Annotated in this window: 1 pseudogene; it reads left to right on the top strand. The window is 60.1% G+C overall.

Going from position 1 to position 253, the window contains the following annotated elements:
- A pseudogene (locus SB764_RS42735) lies at positions 1-253 on the top strand (GTP pyrophosphokinase); the annotation flags it as partial.

The raw sequence follows: 253 nt of genomic DNA, 5'->3' as shown, positions 1-253 counted from the left end.
CAGCGGCCGGCCGAAACACATCTACAGCATCTGGCGCAAGATGCGCGGCAAGGAACTGGACTTCGCCGAACTGTACGACGTACGCGCGTTTCGCGTGATCGTGCCGGATATCAAGGATTGCTATACCGTGCTCGGCATCGTGCACAACCTGTGGCAACCGGTGCCGAAAGAGTTCGACGACTACATCTCGCGGCCCAAGCCGAACGGCTATAAATCTTTGCACACGGTCGTGATCGGCGACGACGGCCGCGCG

The organism is Paraburkholderia sp. SIMBA_027 (assembly GCF_046535315.1).
GTDB classification, from domain to species: domain Bacteria; phylum Pseudomonadota; class Gammaproteobacteria; order Burkholderiales; family Burkholderiaceae; genus Paraburkholderia; species Paraburkholderia tropica.
Note: the sequence above shows the minus strand (reverse complement) of the source record. Positions and strands in the feature narration are given on the sequence as shown.